Origin of the sequence: Haloterrigena turkmenica DSM 5511, assembly GCF_000025325.1 — an archaeon.
Lineage (GTDB): Archaea > Halobacteriota > Halobacteria > Halobacteriales > Natrialbaceae > Haloterrigena > Haloterrigena turkmenica.
Window position 1 is genome coordinate 2787532 of the sequence record NC_013743.1, and the last position, 15676, is coordinate 2803207.

The window sequence follows — 15676 nt, forward strand, 5'->3', positions numbered from 1 at the left end:
CACGACTCGAGTCGACGCTGATGACGGCGGGAATCGAGCCGACGGCGCCGCTCGCTGCGGTTCCAGGTGGCTCCGAATCGGGACTGGTGATCGCGCCGATGCTCGTCGTGCTCGTCGCGGCCGTCGGGAGCCTCCTGCTCGGCCGGTGGCCGCGGCTCCGAATCGGCGTGAGCCTCGCGGGCGGCGCGGCCTATGCGGCCGTCGTCGCGGCGATCGACTGGTACGTCGTCCTCGCGCCCGACGCGCCGGGGGTCGCGACCTACCAGGTCGGCGACTGGCCGGCGCCGTTCGGAATCACGCTCGTCGTCGACGGCCTCTCCGCGTTCATGCTGACGATGGTCGCGATCCTCGGGATCGCGTCGCTGGTCTTCTCGACGCGCGTGCTGCCCGAGATCGACCGGCGCAGCTACTACTTCCCGCTGTTTCACTTCCTGGCGCTGGGCGTCACCGGCGCCTTCCTCACCGGCGATCTGTTCAACCTGTTCGTCTGGTTCGAGGTGATGCTGATGGCCAGCTATATCTTCGTCGCCTACTACGGCGGCCCCCAGCACACCCGCGCGGCCTTCTGGTACGTCGCGTTGAACCTGCTGGCCAGCGCCGTCTTCCTGCTGGGCGTCGGCGGCATCTACGCGACGACGGGGACGCTCAACATGGCCGACCTCGCGCAGCGACTCGCCGACCCCGGTGCCTACGGGCTCGATCCGACACCGGTCGTCGGCCTCTTCGCCCTGCTGTTGTCGGTGTTCGCGATCAAGTCCGGCCTCGTCCCCTTCCAGTTCTGGATTCCGACGGCCTACCGGGCCGCACCGCCCCAGATCTCGGCCCTGCTGGCCGGCGCGACCAAGAAGGTCGGTATCTACGCGATCATCCGCCTCTCGTTTACCGTCCTCGCGGATGCGGACGTCCCGGTCGAACTCGCCGTTCCTGGCGTCGGAACCGTCATCGCGGGTGACTCCCCGCTCGCGTTCGTCGGCGCGGCGCTGTTCGTCATGGCCGCCGCGAGCATTCTCGTCGGCGGGATCGGCGCCGTCGGCCGGGACTCCATCGAGGGCGTCCTCGCCTACTCGAGCATCGGGCAGGTCGGCTTCATCGCCGTTCCGGTCGCTATCGCGGCGACGACCGGGAGCGCCGAGTTGCGCCACTTCGCCGTCGTCGCCGCGCTGGTGTACGCGCTCAACCACACGCTGGCGAAGGGGCTGCTATTTTTAGCGGTCGGGGCGATCCGGTCGGCGACCGGGACGAGCCGACTCTCCGACCTCGGCGGACTGGCGGGCCGATCGCCGCCGCTGGCGATCGGCTTCTTCGTCGGTTCGCTCGCCCTCGTCGGCATCCCGCCGCTGTCGGGCTTCTTCGGCAAGTTCCTCGTCTTCGACGCGGCGGCTCGAGCCGAGTCGGCGCCGCTGCTCGTCCTCTTGCTGGTCGGCTCCCTGCTGACCATCGCCTACACGACGCGGACGTGGAACCGGAGCTTCTGGGGAGCCCGAACCGACGCCGTCGAAGAGGCATCGGTCGACGTCGTGCAGGTGGGCGTCGTCCTCGTTCTCGCGACGGCCATTGTCGCGGTCGGCATCGGCTTCGAACCGGTCTACGAGTTCGCCGACGCCGCCGCGTCGGCCGCGCTGGACGGCGAGGCGTACGTCGACGCCGTCGATCCGCTCGAACCCGACGAACTCGAGACCGAGGGAGGTGAGCACTGATGCGGGTCAAGACCTGGCCGCTGGCCGGCGCCGTCTTCGCCGTCCTCTGGATTTTCGTCCGCGGGCCGTCGCTGGCGCCGTCGGCGGTCCTCGGCCAGTTCCTCTTCGGACTGGTCGTCGGCCTCCCGACGGCGTTCGTCTTCCGGCGGCTGTACATCGAGCGGGTCGACGTCGCCCGGGGTACGCGTGCGCTCCCCGCCGCCGGGCTCTACCTCGCGACCTTCTCGTGGGAGATCGTCCGCGCGAACATCGACGTCGCCTACCGGGTGCTCTCGCCGGGAATGCCGATCGAGCCCGAGGTAATTCTCGTGCCGCTGCGGGTCGAGACGGATCTGGCAGTCACGACCATCGCCAACAGCATCACGATCACGCCCGGGACGGTCACGCTGGACCACGACGAGGAGACCAACTCGCTGTACGTCCATGCCGTCGACGGCCGCGACCCCGAGGCGATCGTCGCGCCGATTCGGACGTGGGAGAACTACGCCCTCAAGATGTTCGACGAGGAGGCCTCACCCGACGATCCGGCGCCCGATATCGTCGTCTCCGGCGGGGAAAGAGACAGGGGTCCCGCCCGCGAACGCCGAGGTGAGAACGATGAGTGAAGCCGCGGATCCGGCGCTGCTCGACGCCGTCGTTGGCGGGGCGCTGATCCTCGTCAGCGGCCTCTGTGTGCTCTGTAGCTACCGCGTTATCTCCGGGCCGACGAACCCCGACCGGGTCGTCGCACTGGACGCCATCGCGACGAACGTCGTCGCCATCGCCGTCCTCTTCGCCATCCAGACCGACCGCGGGCTCTTCGTCACGGTGAGCCTGGTGCTCGCGATCATCGGCTTCATCGCGACGGTCGCCGCCGCCAAGTTCATCACCGACGGGGAGGTGATCGACGAACCGTGATCCGAACCGGACTAGTGATCGCGCTGATCGTCGTCGGCGTCTTCTTCCTGACCGTCGGCACCATCGGCATGCTCCGCCTGCCGAACGTCTACAACCGAATGCACGCGACGAGCAAGCCCACGACGCTGGGGACGGCGGCGATCTTCCTCGCCGGCTTCGTCCACTTCGGCCCCGGACACGAGGGACTGACCGCCCTCATCGGGATCGTCTTCCTCTTCCTGACGGTCCCGACCGGCGCCCACATGATCGCCCGCGCCGCCGAGCAGATCGGCATCCCCTTCGAGGGCAGTGTCACCTGGCCCGATCCCGGCGCTGTCGACCGATCCGATCGATCCCAGCGCACTGAGGAAGTCGACGATTAACAGTCGTTTATCACACGGTTTTGTATCCGGAACTCGGTGTGAGAACGAACCGTCCGATCCGATAACCACGGATACGTATTGTCCGCCAACGAATCTGCTAGCTTCGATAGCTGATCTTCGCGGCGTACTGAATACAGGGCGCGTTTCGGTCACGACACTCGCCCTGGGACGCTGACGAAGACACATCGTGCCCTAATGATGATATCGTCGCCACTGCACCGAGTAGCCGTTGATCAATCTGGCTTTTCACTGTCATCCATCAGGGAAGAAATGATGAGTCGTTTGGTCCCACGCCGAAGGAGACCACTGGCTGCAGGTTGAGAGATATCCAGATTAGCGGCGACTTCGCTGAGAGTTGCGTTCCGTGGGTCTTCGAAATACCCTATCTCGAGTGCGACGAGGAGTGCCTCTCGTTGGCTATCGGTCAATCCTGCGTCCGTATTCCCTAAACTAGCGTATTCGTTCACGCGCAGTAAATCGATATCAATGTCGTTCTGTTCTGCATAGTCCCATAGAGGGGCCAGATTCGTCCGGTCGGGCATCCATACTGTTAGAATCCAACCGTTTCTGTCGTTCTTCATATCGAGTATGATACCATTCGCGGTCGAAATAATTGGTGAGATGATCTTCGCTTCGTCTGTATACTCGAAACTATAGATCGCCTTCTCGTCTCTGGTTTCAATAACTCGTTCAAACTCGCCAATGGTGTGATCGTTCCGCAATCCGTCTTCGAACTGGCGGAAATCAGATGACTGTATGCGATAGAAGAATTTCCCCGATGTAGGGTCAGTTCCTGCCTCTAACACCGACTCGACTTTCGAACTCTGGTCGTGAGTGACTGTCTTTGTGAGCACTATGTCAGGGTGCTCGACTCGGACGACTGCTTTGATATCGGTCACTGTTCTACAGGGTAGGTATCTGTAATATATGAATATGTATATCTGGTGAAGCCCTTAGCAACTATCAGAACCGGTTTGCTGCATACAGAGGATATAAAAAGCATTGGCGGTGCGTTCCGAATCGGAGTCAGCGAAACGCTATAGACAGAGTCTGCGTTCAGCAGTCGGGCGCTGTTCTATGGGTCAGTGAAACGGAGGCTGCTGGGGGACGAGATAAGAGAGCGGTCCGGCGGAGTTGGTGGTACACTACTCGGAACGAGGATGACCGCGCATCGAAAATCTCTCGTGGAGTTCTCTGGGCGATAATCATCCTTTTTGCTTGCCCTCGTCGTCCTCACTGCATCCATCGAACGACCCGCGAAAGCGGTCGGGGATGCGTGGAATCTCCTAGACCCGATATAAATGGATTATTCGATTAAGAGAGAGACCAATGCGGGAACGGTCGGTATGCAGTATGTATGGCACAGAGATATCATGCCGATGACCGAGGCAGCGACACTGAACCGAAATTCCACCTCCTCGCCGGGGTCACCCCACCGTTCGATACCAGTCGCTTCGAGCGTCTCTGGGCGTCGCTATTCAACCATTACGTTGAATCACGATAATGAGTTTCCCTGAGATAGATTCGGCTCTGTTCTTTGGTTCGATTACAATGGTAGCTTGGGGAATTTGGGTAGTCTTGGGCAACGCTGCGTCGGAGTCTATTGACCCGAGGACGGCCGCTGCAATCACCTATCTTGTTGCGGGACCTCTTGCACTCGGATACATCCTCGTTTCAGACGCATCGCTTGCCATTACTGCGAGAGGAGGACTGCTCGCTGGCACGGCCGGATTGTTCACCGGAATAGGCCTGATTTCGATGTACATCGGTCTTTCCGGAGGGTCAACAACCGTCATCTCTACTCTCGGTGCGATGTACTTCGTCGTCGCGGCTCTCATCGGTATGGTCATCCTCGGAGACGAAGTTACGATAACGAGATTTGCTGGGATAGCGTTCGCAGTTGTTGGGATCATCTTGGTTACCCGATAGAGTAGCCTACGCGATTATTGGGCATGGGATACTACTCTCGAAAAAAGCGAGTCAAGGCGCGTCTTCCACTCGGAAATAAACGAATAGCCCCAAACGTCGTTCTTAGTAGGTATTAGAGGAAGCAGAATCCGTCTCGTTGCTAGATCATCTGTCTCTACCAGTCCGCGTTGTCTCCGCCAGCACTCGTCGCCGTGCTGGATTTCGCTCTGTCTTCAGCACGCCGTTCTCGATAGAGATTGGATAGGTTCCAACCCGCAGCGTTCCATCGTTTGCCTGTACCGAACGGTAACTGTGTATGCTTATTGATCGATAGTGATCGTCCCGTTCTCGATCGCGATGCTGTATCCCGCGTATTCGAATCGGATCTCACTCGAATCGGCGAGTCGATCGAGCGCCTCGGGATCGATGCTGTCGTAGAGCGGTGGCAAGTCCAGAGGGTCGGTCCCTTCCATCTCGGACACTCTCGTCACAATCTCGGTAACGAATTGAGTTTGCGAACGCTGGATGAGATTCCCCATAGCGGTTCTTTCGACGCTCCTGTTTATAAGCGCTTCGCGAATGAAAGTAGACGATGATCGAAGATGCGGGTTTGTGATCGTTTACGATCCTTCCATTCAAATCCATGAAGAATTTAAAGTAATTATCTTGCAGGAGAAGTGGTGCCGCTATCCACCGTTCGGGCCGCGTCAGCGCTCGTACTCGAGGTCGCGCTCGCCGTCCGTTCCTCGCTCGCGATCGTGGTCTCGGATCCACTCGTCGGCGTCCTCGAGCGTCTCCGTCTCGAGCAATCGCTCGAGTTTGCGCTCGAACTGGTCGTCGGTCAACTCGCCCGCGGCGTAGCGATCGCGGAGCGTCTCGAGGGCGTCGCGGTGATCCGCCGGCGCGTCCGTTCGATCGCCGTCGGAATCGGACTCGACGTCCGCGCTCGAGTCGGTCGTCCAGTCGTCTAGCCACTCCTTCCGGTCGGCCTCGTCGCCGAACACGAGGGCGACCAGCGGGACGACGACGATGTAGCCGACCAACAGGGCGGCGAGCCACCAGCCCTGTCCCGTGAACATTGCGCCGAGCCACAGGCCGGTCACGAGCATCGACGCGATTCCGGTCGCGTTCTCGCGGAGGCGAGTTCCCGGATCGTCTTCGGTCCGCCGCCCTCGAGCGTTCCCCTCGCTCCCGTTCATACGTCTCTATTCGACCGGCACCGGAAATACGTTAACGGTCCGAGATATCGTCGAACGGACCAGCGAGACGCACAGCCGCGATCTATCGCGCTCGTACCGAGCATTCGGCGTGCGGTGGCGCGCGCCGACGACGCGTCCGAGCACCGCGAGGACGCGACGGAAAACCCGCGTGAGGTCTTCGCGAGTAGTGCGACCTTCGGTCCCGCATACCATGCGACCGGTGCTTCGCACCGTGAGCAGATCGCATGGGCGAACGGCTTGGAAGACGCGAAGCGTCTTCCAGTGGATGATCGAACAACCGAAGGAAGTGAGCGTTAGCGCGGAACCAGAGGTTCCGCGAACCATGCAAACGGGCAGAGCGCGGCGCAACGCGCCGCGATTGTCGGGACGGCAGAGCCGTCCCGCAGCGCCCGTGAGCAGAAATCGGCTGGGGAGGGTGTGGCAATCACCGTTGCCACGGTAGCAGGACGTCTGTTTTCGGCCGTGTTCTCTCTTTAGCCGCTGTGCAATCGAAACGACGCTGTCGCTATCGACCGTCGGAGACAGCGGAGAAGTGCGCGTGTTACGCGAGCGTCTCGCCGAGCGCCTCGAGTGCGGCCTCGCGAACGGCGTCGCGTTCGCCGGGCAGGAACTCCACGTGGCCGTCCTGCCCGCCGACGACGCTGATGCCCCCGTTGGGCACCGCGTCGTCGATCGCCTCACCGAGCTCGCGGACGTTCAGCGACTCGGTCGCGCGGACGTGCAGTTCGTCGTCGCCGACGCCGAGGGTCACGAACGGGCCCTCGTCGCGCTGTCGACGGTGGAGCGCGTCGAGCAGCAGCTTCGTCGTCGGGAAGTTGTACCGGTGGGTGAACGCGTCGGTGTCGAGCACGGCGACGGTGACGCCGTCGACCCGCTCGGTCTCTAAGTTCTCCCGGGCCGTCTCGAGTTCGGTGTCGAGTTTCGCCCGGAACTGCTCGGAGACGTGGGCGGCCAGATCGCCGTTTCGACCCGTCTCCTCGTCGCCGAACAGCAGGTCGATGACGAGTTCGCGCTTGTCCTTGTACGACTGGTAGAAGGCCTCGAGGGCGACGGCTTCCCGCCGGTCCGAGACCGCGGTCTCGTCGTAGCCGGCCTCGGTCGCGAGATCGACGTACGCCTCGGGGGTGTCCTCCCAGTAGCTGACCGCGGGGAGGTGGACGAGGTCGTCGCGGACGTCGCTGTTGATGTGGGCGGCGACGTTCGCGGCGAGCGCCGTCGACGTGACGTCCGAGACGTCGGCGCCGGACAGCGACGGTGCGACGGCGACCGAGACGGCGTCGGCGATCTCCTCGTCGGCGCGGCTATCGTCGATGACGACCGTCTCGGCGTCGTACAGCGAGAGCAGGTCGTAGCCGTCGATCGACTCCTCGGTGGAGCCGGCGTCGGCGACGACGACCAGCGGCAGTTGCTCGCCGTGGCGGTCGCGGGCTTCGAGCATCGAGGTGACGTCGCTGGTAGCGGCGTCCATGTCGTAGACGCGGCCGTCGAGCGGGCGTCGCTCGAAGTAGTGGTACTCCGCGTCCTCGCGGGTGTGTTTCTCGCGGATCAGCGGGAGGACGGCCCGCTCGATGGCGGCGCCGGCGACGTAGCCGTCGGCGGTCGCGCCGTGGCGGACGACGATCGGTCGGGCCTCGACGACGGCGCGGCGGATCGCGGTCGCGGCGTCGGAGAGTCCGTCCTCGACGGCGGCGACGGCGTCGTGGTCGGCCAGCAGGTCGATCTCGGCCGGTCGGGCCTCGCGTTCGATCGATTCCTCGAGACGGTCGCGGACGGTCTCGCGGTCCTCGCCCTCGAGGATCTCGAGGGTCTCCGTCTCGATCTGGAGGTCGCCGTGGTGGCGTTCGACCTCGCCCTCGAGGCGAACGACGTCGTCGACGTCGACGTCGGGGTAGGCGCGGACGCCGGCCTCCTCGAAGGCGGCACACTCGACGGTGGCCGTCTCGTCGCGGAGTTCGAAGACGGTCGGGCCGCTGGTCTGGCGGACGCCGGTGATCTCGCCCTCGAGGCGAACGACGCTGCCGACCTGGTTCTCGATGGCCTCGATCGTCGTGCGCTTGAGCGCCGGTTCGGCCTCGGGTTCGGCGTCGGCCGCGTCGTCGGTGGCCGCCGTCGAGCCGGTCGCGGCCGTCTCGGTTGCGACGCCGCCGCTACCAGCGGCGACGGTTTCGCTCGCGTTCGGCGCGCCGGTCTCGTCGGACGGCCCCGTATCGTCGGCGGCCGCCTGCAGGTCGCCGGCAGCGGGATCCTCGTCGGCGCTCGCTTCCGATTCGGTATCGGTCGCGGTCTCGGCTCCCGCGTCGGTGTCGGAATCGGATCCGGAACTGGAACCGGAATCGGCGGCCGACTCGGCTTCGGCGTCGTCCTCGAGATCCTCGGGACGAACCTCGTCGTCGCCCGTGTCGATCAGGTGGCCGCGGAACTCGCGTTCGCGCTGGCGGATCGACCAGCCGAGGTCGACGTTGCCGTTGTCTCGAACGTCGAGAACCTGGACGAAGACCTCGTCGCCGGACTCCCAGTCGAGGCTCTCCAGTCGTCGGTCGAGTTCGCTCCTGTGCAACAGACCGGTTACGTGGTCTCCGATGTCGACGAAGACACCGAAGTCGGCGTAGCCGTCGACGACGCCCCGGTAGTACCGACCGGGGGTGAGCTCCGAGGCGGACGTGCCACGAAATTCGAAGACCGCGTCCTCCTCGTGACTCTCGCAGATTTCGCCGTCGACAGTTGTGCCACAGATGATACAGTTACCCATCTATTCGAACCAAGCGGTTTCGTCCTAAAACGGTTGTCGAAATGCGGCCGCGAGAAACGCCCCGCCGCTCACGGCGCGGACAGAATCGTCGCGATCGCGCAATTACCGAACCCACCGACGTTACAGGCCATTCCGACGTCGGCGTCGACCTGCCGATCGCCGGCCCGTCCGATCAGCTGGTCGTAGAGCTCGACGAGTTGTGCGACTCCCGACGCGGCGATCGGGTGTCCCTTGGATTTCAACCCGCCGGACGTGTTGACCGGCAGTTCGCCGCCGCGCTCGGTCGCGTTCCGCTCGACCAGCCGCCAGGACTCCCCGCGATCGGCGACGCCCAGTCCCTCGAGCTGGAGGAGCTCGAGGATCGTGAACATATCGTGGACCTCGAGGGCGTCGATGTCGTCAGGGGTCCGACCGGCGCGGTCGTAGACCCGTCGGCCGGCGTCGACGACCGCGCTCATGGCGGTCAGGTCGTCTCGCTCGTGGACGACGTGCGTTCCCGTCGCGCCGGCGATCCCATCGACGTGGACGTGTTCGCCGCCGTCGAGCGCGCTCTCGGCGACGAGTAACAGCGCCGCTGACCCGTCCGAAATCGGACAGAAATCGTACAGTCGGAGCGGATCGGCGACCACGGGCGAGTCGAGTACCGTCTCCACGTCGATCTCACGTCGGAAGTGGGCCTTCGGGTTGGCGACGCCGTGCGCGTGGTTCTTGACCGCGACCTTCGCCAGCGCCGTCCGGGGCGCGTCGTATCGCTCGAGATACCGGCGCGCGGTCAACCCCGCGAACGAGGGGATCGTGATCCCGTGTCTGTATTCCGCGGGGTGGGTGATCCCGGAGACGATGTCGGTCGCCGTCGCCGTCGAGAGATGGGTCATCCGCTCGCCGCCGACCGCGAGCGCTACCTCGCAGGTCCCCGACGCGATCGCCTTCCACGCCTCGTAGACGGCCGCCGCGCCCGAGGACGACGTCTGCTCGATCGCCACGGCGTGGGCCGGCCGAATTCCGAGCTCACCCGCGAGCGCGGCCGCCAGTCCGCTCTGTCCCTCGTACGCGCCGCCCGAGCGGGCGACGAAGAGGTGATCGACCTCGTCCGTCCCGATAGGCGCGTCCGCCAGACAGTCCGTGCCGGCCTCGGCCAGCAGCTCGAGCAGCGACGCCTCGCGCGGGCCGAACGGCGTCATCGCGGCGCCCGCGATGGCGACGTTCCGTCCGGGAGCGCCGGCCGGTGTGGCGGACGCCGAATCGATTCGAGTCACGGTAGCAGGAGCACTTTCCCGCGGCTCCGGCGGTTCCGAACGTATCTGTGTGCCTCGTCCGCCTCCTCAAGGGGGAAGGTTCGGTCGACGACGACCTCGACGTCCCCCGACGACAGCAGCGAGTCAAGCGGCTCGAGGGCCGCGTACACTCGCTCGGGCCGGTTTTCGGCGGCCTCTCCCAGGTGATAGCCGATCACACTGTGATTGCCGAAGAGGAGTTCCGGGGTCGACACCGTCGGTACCTCGCCGCTGGCCAGTCCGTACGCGACGATCCGGCCGCCGGGCGCGAGCGCCTCCATGCTCCGGTCGAACGCGTCGCCCCCGACCCCGTCGAGTACCAGATCGACCCCTTCGCCACGTTCCTCGATCGCTGCGGGGACCGCGTCGTAGGCGATCGCGTGATCGGCGCCGAGATCGGCCGCGAACTCGCGTTTCGCCACCGTGCTCGCGGTCGCGAACACCTCGGCGCCGGCCGCCGCGGCGAGTTGGACGGCGGCCGATCCGACGCCGCCGGCGCCCGCGTGGACGAGCACCCGCTCCGGCCCGACGTCGGAGCCGGGGGTCTCGAGGCCGCCCCACTCGAAGAGCGCGTTGTGGGCCGTCACCCACTGGATTGGGACGGCGGTGGCCTCTCGCAGCGAGAGCCCGTCGGAAACGGGAAACGCCCTGTCGGCCGCGACGACGACCGACTCGGCGTAGCCGCCTCGCGGGACGTAAGCCGCGACCGCGTCACCCGGTTCGAAGTCGGTTCGGTCGCCCGCCTCGGCGATCCGGCCGGCGACCTCGATGCCGGGCACGTACGGCGGCGTCGGCCCGTCGGGATAGGTGCCCCGTCGTTTCGCGAGATCGGCGAAGTTGATCCCGGCGGCCGCGACGTCGATTCGGACTGCCGTCGCATCCGGCGTCGGCTCCGAGACGTCGGCGGGTTCTAACACCGCCGGCTCTCCGTACGCCGGAACGCGAATAGCTCGCATGTCCTTGGCGTGTTACGAGTGGAAGTATAAACGTCCCTATACCGGGAGCCGATCAGAAGGAGTCGTTGCCGGCGATTCGCCGATCGCGTTACTCGAAGACCGGCGAGTCCTCCTCGAGCGTTTCGATGTCGTCGGCGAGCTTCCGGACGTCCTCCGGAAACAGCGAGACCTGGACCTCGCTGCCGTCGTCGTCCTCGAAGACGAGTTTGACGCGCTTGTCGCCGAATTCGCGGGCCTCGGCGGACTCGACGTCGAACATTTTGACCGTCGCCGACTTGTTCGCCGGGCCGACGTTCTTGATCGATCCGTCGTTCAGCTCTACCATGAAGTCCTCGAGCGTCAGTGAGAGCATACGCGCCGTACGGGCCCCGGCTAAAAAACCGCACGGCATTGGCGGACGACCGGGCCGTCGCGGCGTCTCGTGCGAGTGGCTCGGTGCGTCGATTAGCGGTCCGAAACCAACCGGCTCGACCACCTTTAAGTTGCATTCGACCCAATCGGTCGCACGCAATGCAAGTCACCTGGCACGGCCACTCGACGTGGCACGTCACCGTAGGGGAGACGGAGCTGCTGATCGATCCGTTCTTCGACAATCCGAAGACGGACCTCGAGCCGGCGGACGTCGACGAGCCCGATTACGTGTTGCTGACGCACGGCCACGCCGACCACATCGCCCACGCCGGCGAGTTCTCCGAGGCGACGCTGGTCGCGACGCCGGAGCTCGTTTCCTACTGCGAGGACGAGTTCGGCTTCGAGGACGCCGTCGGCGGGATGGGGATGAACTTAGGCGGCACCGTCGAGTGCGGCGACGCGTACGTCAGTATGGTCCGTGCCGACCACACCAACGGGATCATGACTGAAAACGACAAGAGCGGCGGCATGCCCGCCGGCTTCGTCGTCTCAGACACGAAGCCGACACAGGTCTCGGACGAGGAGTCGACGACGTTCTATCACGCCGGCGACACCTCGCTGATGACCGAGATGCGCGAGGTCATCGGCCCGTATCTCGAGCCCGACGCTGCCGCGGTCCCGATGGGCGATCACTTCACGATGGGGCCCCAGCAGGCCGCTATCGCCGTCGACTGGCTCGACGTCGACGTCGCCTTCCCCCAACACTACGACACCTTCCCGCCGATCGAGCAGGACCCCGAGGAGTTCGGAAGCGAGGTCGCAGGCACCGGCAGTGACGCCGAGGTCGTCGCCCTCGAGGGCGACGAGTCCTACGAACTGTGAGTTGAGCAGACGCGTCGACCGACGACGGACCGCCGATCACCGGCGGATCGGCTTTTCTTCTAGATACTGAGCGGTACCGCGAGACCTCAGTCGTTACCCCGCGAGCGATATCGGGTATCGCTCTCGGTGCGGTCACCGATCCGGTAGCGCGTCTCGAGCGGATAGCGTTCGCGCCGGGCCAACACCAGATGGAGGCCGACAGCGACGGCGAGCAGTCCGAAGTTCCAGACCGGCGAGGCGTAGTAGATGACGTCGACGATTACCGGTTCGGAGTAGACCGGCCAGAACGGCGAGAGCGGCGCCGCGATATCGGGAGCGGAGAGGACGTCCGCGAACAGGTGGCTGACGCCGCCGGTGATCAATCCCCCCGTCGCGAAGACGAACACCGTTCCGGCCGCGATTCGGGTGCTCCGAATTCGGCGATAGTCGTTGAACCAGTCGGTGAGGTACCGGGCGGCGACCGCCCCGACGAGAATGCTCGTCACTACGACGAACACCAGGGTGTGCGTCACGCCGTGGTGGGTGATCGGGAGGAACTGCTGTAGAACGAGGTCGGTGTCCGGGAGCATCGCCGTCACCAGGGTAAACGCCGTGAACGCGAGCGCACCTCGCCGTCCCCAGACCAGCCACGCCGGTGCGGCGAACAGCAGCGCCATGCCGAGGTGACCGGTGACGTCAACCATCGGTCTTCGAGGGAACGGAACCGTCGAGTGACTCGAGAAAACGGTACGACCGCCGTCCCGATTTCCGGCACCGGCGACGAACTCGCGGCCGCACCGAGGGACGGGACCCCTTTCGTTCGCTGCCCGCGTCGGAGCGCCGTCGCCCACCGCCCCGTAACGGCGAGCCGACGTCGAATCCGCTCGCCGATCGCCTATCGGAACTGGCCATCATTCGTCCGTGAACGTTTCACGTCGGCTGATAAATCGAATTACGCTGCAAACGCAGGTCGCCGACGACGTGGTCGGCTTACCGCTGTCCGATCGGCGAACCGCGCCCGGAAGGCGGTTCGCGCTCGCTGGCTCGCATCGGCAGTACACCACCAAACGTTTACAGCGCCGCCCGTGGACGACTCGAGTGCTATGGCGAAGCAGGTCACCACCGTCTCCGAGGAGGGTTACAGCGCGACGAACGAGATCCGCGAGTTCGAGACGACGATCGACGCCAACGGCGAGGACGCGCCGGACACGCTCGAGGCGCTGCTGGCCGCGTACGGCTCCTGTTACGTCCCGGCGCTGCGCGTCGGCGGGCAACAGCGCGACGCGGGCGACCTCGGGACGATCGAGATCGACATCACAGGCGAACTGAACGACGACGACAAACTCGAGTCCGTCCAGTTCGACGTCCGCGTCGAGGCCGACGTCGACGAGGACACCGGCGAGGAGGTCATCGAGCGCGCCTTCGAGCTCTGTAAGGTCCACGACGCGCTGAAGGACAGCCTCCACGCGGAGACGAGTTTCGAGGGGAACGCGGTCTAACGCGGTTCTCGACGGGCGGTCCGCGCGCGATTCGCGTCGAATATACGACCGTCACGGTCGCGGTTGCGCGGGTGATTCGTTCGCCCGCTCGAACGGTCACCCCCGAATCGATCGAGGGAGGTCCGAGTATCACATTTTCTACAGCACATGTTTCTGAAGCGGATAGTAGTGGCAACTGAACGATCCGAACCACCATACGCCGCGGCGTCATCGAATCGGGTATGCGACGCCACCGCGGTCTCGTGGTCGTATCAGTCGCTGGACTGCTCGTTCTGTCGGGATGTCTCGGCGGGTTCGTTCCGAGCGACGGTTCCGAGGGCGCCAGCGACGACAGCGACGACGCCGCTGGCGACCTCGAGATCCACCACATCGACGTGGGACAGGGCGATTCGACGCTGCTGGTCACGCCTGACGGCGAGACGGTGTTAATCGATACGGGGATCTGGCAGGCCGACGGGCAGGGCGTCATCGACTACCTCGAGGGCGAGGGCATCGAGCGAATCGACCACCTCGTCACGACCCACGGCCACGCCGACCACATCGGCGGTCACGCGGCCGTCATCGAACACTTCGAGGAGCGAGGCGAGGGCGTCGGCGCGGTCTACGACCCCGGCGTCGCGTCTACCAGCGCCACCTACGACAACTACCTCGACGCGATCGAGGAGCACGAGGTCAGGCTCCTCAAGGTCGCCGCGGGCGATCACTTGCCCCTCGAGGACGAGTCGGTCGACGCGACCGTACTGAATCCGCCCGGCGACGACGACGGAGGCAGTATCGACGCCTACAGCACCGTTCTCAGCGTCGAGTACGGGGAGTTCTCGTATCTGACGACGGGCGACATCGAGGACGGAGCCGAGCGGCGACTCGTCGACGAGCGCGGCGACGCCCTCGCGGCCGACGCCTATCAGGCCGGTCACCACGGTTCTTCGACCTCGTCGACGGCGCCGTTCCTCGACGCCGTTGACCCCGAAATCGCGGTGATCTCGAGCGCGCTCGACTCCCAGTACGGCCACCCCCACGACGAGGTGCTCGAGGCCTTCGCCGATCGCGGCGTCGAGACCTACTGGACCGGCGTTCACGGTGACATCGTCCTCGAGACCGACGGCGAGGAGGTCGCGGTGACGCCCGAGACCGAGGGCCCGACCGATCCGGCGGCGCTGCTCGAGCGAAAGGAGCAGGCCCAGTCGGAATCGGAATCGCTGTCGGCCCCGTCACCCGAACAGTCGCCGTCGCTCGAACAGTCATCGCCGCCCGAACAGCCGTCGTCGGTCCAGTCCCCGGCGTCGCTCGAGCGGGCGCCCGCACCGGTAGTTGATAGTGCCGCGCCGCGTCTCTCGGCACGATGACCGAGCACTACACCGCGGTCCTCGACCGCATCGTCGACGGCGAGACGGCCGTGCTCCTACTCGAGGACGACGGGACGGTGGTCGACGAGCGCGTCCTCGACGTCGAGCGACTGCCCGAGGACGGCCGACACGAGGGCGCCCTCTTCGACGTCGAACTCGCGGACGACAGTCTAGAGGCGGACAACGACCTCGAGACGGGCGACGGTCTCGAGGACGACGACTTCACGTCGGTGGACTATCGCCCGTCGCTCGAGCGGGATCGACGGGAGGAGGCCCAGGATCGGTTCGATCGCCTCTCCGAGCGGCTCTCCGACGAGTAGGCGAACGCACGGCTCACGGGGAATCGAGGTGGAGAGGTGGAACGAAGGCAGGTGACGGGGGTGAAAACCCCCATGGTGGTTCGGGATGTGTGGGATGACACAGCAGCGGAGTGCCTTCGATCGGGAGAGACGGATGCCGCTGCAGTCGCATCTTCATCATGTTTGTAGATAGCAGTGGTGCCAAAATACGTTGGGACCGAACGGTCCGAACGAGACGAACGTGGTCCGCGACGCCG

17 protein-coding genes are annotated in these 15676 nt (G+C 65.0%); 9 read left to right on the forward strand and 8 right to left on the reverse strand.

From position 1 onward, the window contains the following. The first annotated feature begins 20 nt into the window (after positions 1-20). The 4 genes from HTUR_RS13380 to mnhG are packed head-to-tail and all read left to right on the forward strand — an operon-like array spanning position 21 to position 2956. Positions 21-1697 (forward strand): complex I subunit 5 family protein, encoded by a 1677-nt coding sequence (locus HTUR_RS13380; protein ID WP_049941897.1) that lies wholly within the window; start codon positions 21-23, stop codon positions 1695-1697. Then, entirely contained in the window at positions 1697-2302 is a 606-nt protein-coding gene (locus HTUR_RS13385) for a Na+/H+ antiporter subunit E (protein WP_012943858.1), read from the forward strand. Before HTUR_RS13380 ends, HTUR_RS13385 begins: the two co-directional genes overlap by 1 nt. Further along, complete coding sequence (locus tag HTUR_RS13390; RefSeq protein WP_012943859.1) at positions 2295-2594, forward strand: monovalent cation/H+ antiporter complex subunit F; 300 nt, start codon at positions 2295-2297, stop codon at positions 2592-2594. Before HTUR_RS13385 ends, HTUR_RS13390 begins: the two co-directional genes overlap by 8 nt. Next, a complete protein-coding gene (mnhG, locus tag HTUR_RS13395; RefSeq protein WP_012943860.1) occupies positions 2591-2956 on the forward strand; it encodes a monovalent cation/H(+) antiporter subunit G in 366 nt (121 codons plus the stop codon). Before HTUR_RS13390 ends, mnhG begins: the two co-directional genes overlap by 4 nt. Positions 2957-3189: 233 nt before the next feature. Here the strand turns inward: mnhG and HTUR_RS13400 are convergent, their stop codons facing one another. Next, the gene (locus tag HTUR_RS13400) at positions 3190-3855 is read right to left on the reverse strand and encodes a helix-turn-helix domain-containing protein (protein WP_012943861.1); all 666 of its coding nucleotides are present in this window, start codon (positions 3853-3855) and stop codon (positions 3190-3192) included. 604 nt (positions 3856-4459) lie between these two features. Here HTUR_RS13400 and HTUR_RS13405 point away from each other — a divergent pair. Further along, complete coding sequence (locus tag HTUR_RS13405) at positions 4460-4885, forward strand: EamA family transporter (protein ID WP_049941737.1); 426 nt, start codon at positions 4460-4462, stop codon at positions 4883-4885. Positions 4886-5184: 299 nt separating this feature from the next. Here HTUR_RS13405 and HTUR_RS13410 read toward each other — a convergent pair whose 3' ends face one another. From HTUR_RS13410 to HTUR_RS13435, 6 genes are all read right to left on the reverse strand, one after another. Then, positions 5185-5403 carry a HalOD1 output domain-containing protein gene (locus HTUR_RS13410; RefSeq protein ID WP_012943862.1) on the reverse strand — a complete coding sequence of 73 codons (219 nt, stop codon included), beginning with the start codon at positions 5401-5403 and terminating at the stop codon, positions 5185-5187. 168 nt (positions 5404-5571) lie between these two features. Then, a complete protein-coding gene (locus tag HTUR_RS13415) occupies positions 5572-6063 on the reverse strand; it encodes an SHOCT domain-containing protein (RefSeq protein ID WP_012943863.1) in 492 nt (163 codons plus the stop codon). A gap of 562 nt (positions 6064-6625) precedes the next feature. Beyond that, a complete protein-coding gene (locus HTUR_RS13420) occupies positions 6626-8833 on the reverse strand; it encodes a DHH family phosphoesterase (RefSeq protein WP_012943864.1) in 2208 nt (735 codons plus the stop codon). Between the two features lie 68 nt (positions 8834-8901). Continuing rightward, on the reverse strand, positions 8902-10089 hold the full coding sequence (locus HTUR_RS13425) for a thiolase family protein (RefSeq protein WP_012943865.1): 1188 nt from the start codon (positions 10087-10089) through the stop codon (positions 8902-8904). Further along, positions 10086-11063, reverse strand: coding sequence for a quinone oxidoreductase family protein (locus HTUR_RS13430; RefSeq protein WP_012943866.1), 978 nt, complete (start codon positions 11061-11063; stop codon positions 10086-10088). Before HTUR_RS13430 ends, HTUR_RS13425 begins: the two co-directional genes overlap by 4 nt. Positions 11064-11151: 88 nt before the next feature. Beyond that, entirely contained in the window at positions 11152-11415 is a 264-nt protein-coding gene (locus tag HTUR_RS13435) for a hypothetical protein (RefSeq protein ID WP_012943867.1), read from the reverse strand. 158 nt (positions 11416-11573) lie between these two features. Here HTUR_RS13435 and HTUR_RS13440 point away from each other — a divergent pair, with 158 nt between their 5' ends. After that, positions 11574-12296 (forward strand): metal-dependent hydrolase, encoded by a 723-nt coding sequence (locus tag HTUR_RS13440; protein WP_012943868.1) that lies wholly within the window; start codon positions 11574-11576, stop codon positions 12294-12296. A gap of 86 nt (positions 12297-12382) precedes the next feature. Here HTUR_RS13440 and HTUR_RS13445 read toward each other — a convergent pair whose 3' ends face one another. Continuing rightward, positions 12383-12979, reverse strand: a complete 597-nt coding sequence (locus HTUR_RS13445) for a metal-dependent hydrolase (protein ID WP_012943869.1) — start codon at positions 12977-12979, stop codon at positions 12383-12385. Positions 12980-13378: 399 nt separating this feature from the next. On the opposite strand from HTUR_RS13445, the gene HTUR_RS13450 reads away from it, so the two are divergent. The 3 genes from HTUR_RS13450 (at position 13379) to HTUR_RS13460 (ending at position 15440) form a co-directional block, all read left to right on the forward strand. Continuing rightward, positions 13379-13774: an OsmC family protein gene (locus HTUR_RS13450; protein ID WP_012943870.1), complete on the forward strand. Its 396-nt coding sequence runs from the start codon at positions 13379-13381 to the stop codon at positions 13772-13774. Between the two features lie 221 nt (positions 13775-13995). Then, positions 13996-15120, forward strand: coding sequence for a ComEC/Rec2 family competence protein (locus HTUR_RS13455; RefSeq protein ID WP_012943871.1), 1125 nt, complete (start codon positions 13996-13998; stop codon positions 15118-15120). Further along, a complete protein-coding gene (locus HTUR_RS13460) occupies positions 15117-15440 on the forward strand; it encodes a DUF3006 family protein (protein WP_012943872.1) in 324 nt (107 codons plus the stop codon). The genes HTUR_RS13455 and HTUR_RS13460 overlap by 4 nt, the downstream gene beginning before the upstream one ends. Positions 15441-15676: the final 236 nt, after the last annotated feature.